Raw genomic sequence first — 3,633 nt, 5'->3', positions numbered from 1 at the left:
GCTCAATCACTGTTTGTTTAAATTCTTGGTTATAACGTTTTTGACTCATAATTCGGACACGACCTTTCGTTCATTCAATTTTAATGACTTAACCAAGTTGTGTCCATGTATCTATACTACATTCAGAGAAGCATTTAAATTTTGAAGACAGTAAATTACTAATTAAGGAATTACAAAAAAGGCTAAACCAAGGCTTAGGACATTACTTACTTTTACTAGGACTGGTTACGGGCATGCGTTTTGAAGAATTAGTTGGTCTTACATTTAATGATTTTGATTTTATAAATAATAAAGTTACTGTTAATAAGACATGGGGCTATAACAATAGAATGCCTGAAGGTTTTGGCCCGACTAAAAACATTCAATCTAACCGAGTCATTACTATTAATGAAAAAACAATGAGCCTATTCAAAGATCTTATTGAAACCATGCCAGATAATACAAACAAACTAGTCTTTTATAATCCTAGGTCAATGTATAAAGTATTAAGCAATGAACATGCTAATGATTTATTAAAAGACATTTTACGTGATTTAAATATACGACCCATTATCACGATACATGGACTTAGACACACTCATGGGAGTATTCTTATCTATCAAAAGGCTTCATATCAATATGTTAGTGAACGTTTAGGACATAGTGATATTGAAACAACTTTAAGAGTATATACTCATCTTATTAAAGAATTAAGGGAAGAAGATGAGAAACTTAGTAATAAAACTTTTGACGATATGTATGAATAACTATTATTAGTAAAACTCTTGTGTAAAATTAAGTGTAAAATTTATTTAGTAAGCTGTAAAATTCGTGTAAAAAGAAATCTTTTTTTAACTTTTTCTATCGTTTCTGAAACAATAAAAAAACTCATAAACATTGATTTATTAACGTTTATGAGTAATTTCAATAATTTTAAATTAACTAATAATATGTAGATAATACCGGTGGTCGGGGTCGAACCGACACTCCAGAAGGAACACGATTTTGAGTCGTGCGCGTCTGCCAATTCCGCCACACCGGCACATGGATTAATGTCTAAATCATCGTAATATTCTCCTTACGTGACTCATGACAAATAATATCTTAACATGGATTCTAATATGATGTCAAAGCTTTTTTCCTATAGCCATAACGCCCCTCAAAAAAAAACTACCTACCAACAGTAGATAGCATCGCATTGGGTATGTTATTTCATATCAATCAATTCTCTTCGATTCGCCGCTTGTGGTGGCGTTTCTAACCACCTATTCTCAATCATGATCTTAGCGCCATCCTCAGAATACTTGGCAACTTCGCCCATAAGCAAAGTATAATCAACACCTATATCTCTCCTTGGACTCGTTGATACGCTCAAGCCATAATAACCGATCCCGATTGAAATCAAAGCAGTCGTTTGAAACATCATAAGCTTATCAGAGAAAACAAATGATGTATTCTCTGTCACCTCCGTATCCCATGTCATCGGAACAGGAATGTCATTCTCTCTCATCAGCTTACTGAAGACTTCAACATGTTTTGAGGCAATGTCTTTTCCTCTCATCATGAACTGCTTAACTTGTTTGGATTTAGAGGTTTGAGCGAAGCCAAGTAATGCAACGATCCCTAATGCATTACGTTGACTATTCGCATAAAGATTTGAGATTTCTAGCCCTGTTAAGGCTCTCCGTTTTCCAAACCATCCAGCTAAAAAGCTTTTTGAATCGACAAACTCTACAGTTTCTGGAGTTGGTAAATATGGAGGACGGATATACAGACCTTTTGCTAAAAGGACGTCAATGGCCATTTTATGAAGCTGGTTCGATTCTACAAAGCATTTAGAAAAATAATCATATATGTCTTCTCGCGCCGTTAGTGAAATCGCCATGCTATAATTGTTCATACTGATTTGAGCCATTTGTTTTATATAATTAAGGAAATAGCCATCTGCATACAATCGCGGGGCATTAATATCAACATCATGCTCCTGACTGAACCCGATTGGAATCGGATAATCCTCTTTTTTAAAAATCGATTCTATAACATCAACATGATTTAGTGATAATTTCAATGCCTTATCAATGACTGGCCGGATGTCTCCATCCTCTACTTTATTAGAAAAATATTTCAACACACATGCTGACATACTGTCATTCATATAGGATGCCCATAGCTCTGATAACTCCGCTGCTGATAAACGAATATTGTTATTCTTTTTCGTCATACTATCTACCTTCTAACTTAATGATTTGTTTAGATTTCTCCCTAGTATGCCCTCGTTCTCCCAAAAATCCTAAACAATTTATTCCATCTAAGAAGAAATAGAACAAACGAAAAAAGCATGATAAGAGTGAATTCTTATCATGCTTTGTATATGTATAAAATAAAATGGCGCGCCCTGAGAGATTCGAACTCCCGACCTTTTGATTCGTAGTCAAACACTCTATCCAGCTGAGCTAAGGGCGCATGGTGCCGAGGGCCGGACTTGAACCGGCACGATAGTCACCTACCGCAGGATTTTAAGTCCTGTGTGTCTGCCAATTCCACCACCCCGGCAAGGCAGAAATATATGTTGTGGAGGCGGCACCCGGATTTGAACCGGGGAATAAGGGTTTTGCAGACCCGTGCCTTACCACTTGGCTATGCCGCCAATCACATTTAATTATTTGGAGCGGAAGACGAGATTCGAACTCGCGACCCCCACCTTGGCAAGGTGGTGTTCTACCACTGAACTACTTCCGCAATATGGCTGGGCTAGCAGGATTCGAACCTGCGCATGACGGAATCAAAATCCGTTGCCTTACCACTTGGCGATAGCCCAACTATATGGGGCGGCTGATGGGAATTGAACCCACGAATGTCGGAATCACAATCCGATGCGTTAACCACTTCGCCACAACCGCCACAAAGCTTATATGTTATTGGCAGGGGCAGTAGGAATTGAACCCACACCGGAGGTTTTGGAGACCTCTGTTCTACCTTTAAACTATGCCCCTAAAATGGTGGAGGGGGACGGATTCGAACCGCCGAACCCTGAGGGAGCGGATTTACAGTCCGCCGCGTTTAGCCACTTCGCTACCCCTCCAAAACAACAATTTCTATATTACACAATCAATTTTCATTCGTCAATATGTGTAAGGAAATTTGTTAAAAATGCCGGCCAGAGGACTTGAACCCCCAACCTACTGATTACAAGTCAGTTGCTCTACCAATTGAGCTAGACCGGCAAATGGTGGCTTGGGACGGAATCGAACCGCCGACACATGGATTTTCAGTCCATTGCTCTACCGACTGAGCTACCAAGCCAACTGATGAAAAAAATGGCGGTCCGGACGGGACTCGAACCCGCGACCTCCTGCGTGACAGGCAGGCATTCTAACCAACTGAACTACCGGACCATTTTGGTATTGCGGGGGATGGATTTGAACCATCGACCTTCGGGTTATGAGCCCGACGAGCTACCAGACTGCTCCACCCCGCGTCGTTAATATAATGTTATGGATGAAGCTGTTACTCCAAACTTAACAATTATGGTGGAGGATGACGGGATCGAACCGCCGACCCCCTGCTTGTAAGGCAGGTGCTCTCCCAGCTGAGCTAATCCTCCAATATGTATGGTGACCCGTACGGGATTCGAACCCGTGTTACCGCCGTGAA

2 protein-coding genes and 14 tRNA genes are annotated in these 3,633 nt (G+C 40.2%); 1 reads left to right on the top strand and 15 read right to left on the bottom strand.

Features of this window, described 5'->3' with window-relative positions; all coding sequences use genetic code 11:
• The first annotated feature begins 113 nt into the window (after positions 1–113).
• Positions 114–746 carry a site-specific integrase gene (locus MW695_RS22060; RefSeq protein WP_308446111.1) on the top strand — a complete coding sequence of 211 codons (633 nt, stop codon included), beginning with the start codon at positions 114–116 and terminating at the stop codon, positions 744–746.
• Positions 747–939: 193 nt separating this feature from the next.
• On the opposite strand, the gene MW695_RS22055 is transcribed toward MW695_RS22060, so the two are convergent.
• From MW695_RS22055 to MW695_RS21985, 15 genes are all read right to left on the bottom strand, one after another.
• Positions 940–1,021, bottom strand: a tRNA-Leu gene (locus MW695_RS22055).
• Positions 1,022–1,186: 165 nt separating this feature from the next.
• Entirely contained in the window at positions 1,187–2,200 is a 1,014-nt protein-coding gene (locus MW695_RS22050) for a DUF3231 family protein (RefSeq protein WP_247107605.1), read from the bottom strand.
• 165 nt (positions 2,201–2,365) lie between these two features.
• Positions 2,366–2,442 (bottom strand) — tRNA-Arg (locus tag MW695_RS22045).
• Between the two features lies 1 nt (position 2,443).
• Positions 2,444–2,532: transfer RNA gene (locus MW695_RS22040), tRNA-Leu, on the bottom strand.
• Positions 2,533–2,551: 19 nt separating this feature from the next.
• Positions 2,552–2,626, bottom strand: a tRNA-Cys gene (locus tag MW695_RS22035).
• 17 nt (positions 2,627–2,643) lie between these two features.
• Positions 2,644–2,718, bottom strand: a tRNA-Gly gene (locus MW695_RS22030).
• Positions 2,719–2,722: 4 nt separating this feature from the next.
• Positions 2,723–2,797 (bottom strand) — tRNA-Gln (locus tag MW695_RS22025).
• A gap of 6 nt (positions 2,798–2,803) precedes the next feature.
• A tRNA-His gene (locus tag MW695_RS22020) sits at positions 2,804–2,879 on the bottom strand.
• A gap of 19 nt (positions 2,880–2,898) precedes the next feature.
• Positions 2,899–2,972: transfer RNA gene (locus MW695_RS22015), tRNA-Trp, on the bottom strand.
• A 4-nt stretch (positions 2,973–2,976) separates the two neighbouring features.
• Positions 2,977–3,061, bottom strand: a tRNA-Tyr gene (locus MW695_RS22010).
• A 69-nt stretch (positions 3,062–3,130) separates the two neighbouring features.
• Positions 3,131–3,203, bottom strand: a tRNA-Thr gene (locus MW695_RS22005).
• 3 nt (positions 3,204–3,206) lie between these two features.
• Positions 3,207–3,282, bottom strand: a tRNA-Phe gene (locus tag MW695_RS22000).
• A gap of 15 nt (positions 3,283–3,297) precedes the next feature.
• Positions 3,298–3,374: transfer RNA gene (locus MW695_RS21995), tRNA-Asp, on the bottom strand.
• A 9-nt stretch (positions 3,375–3,383) separates the two neighbouring features.
• A tRNA-Met gene (locus MW695_RS21990) sits at positions 3,384–3,457 on the bottom strand.
• Between the two features lie 50 nt (positions 3,458–3,507).
• A tRNA-Val gene (locus MW695_RS21985) sits at positions 3,508–3,583 on the bottom strand.
• Positions 3,584–3,633: the final 50 nt, after the last annotated feature.

Origin of the sequence: Halalkalibacter sp. APA_J-10(15), assembly GCF_023017105.1 — a bacterium.
Lineage (GTDB): Bacteria > Bacillota > Bacilli > Bacillales > Bacillaceae_D > Halalkalibacter.
This window is presented reverse-complemented; position numbering and strand designations above follow the sequence as displayed.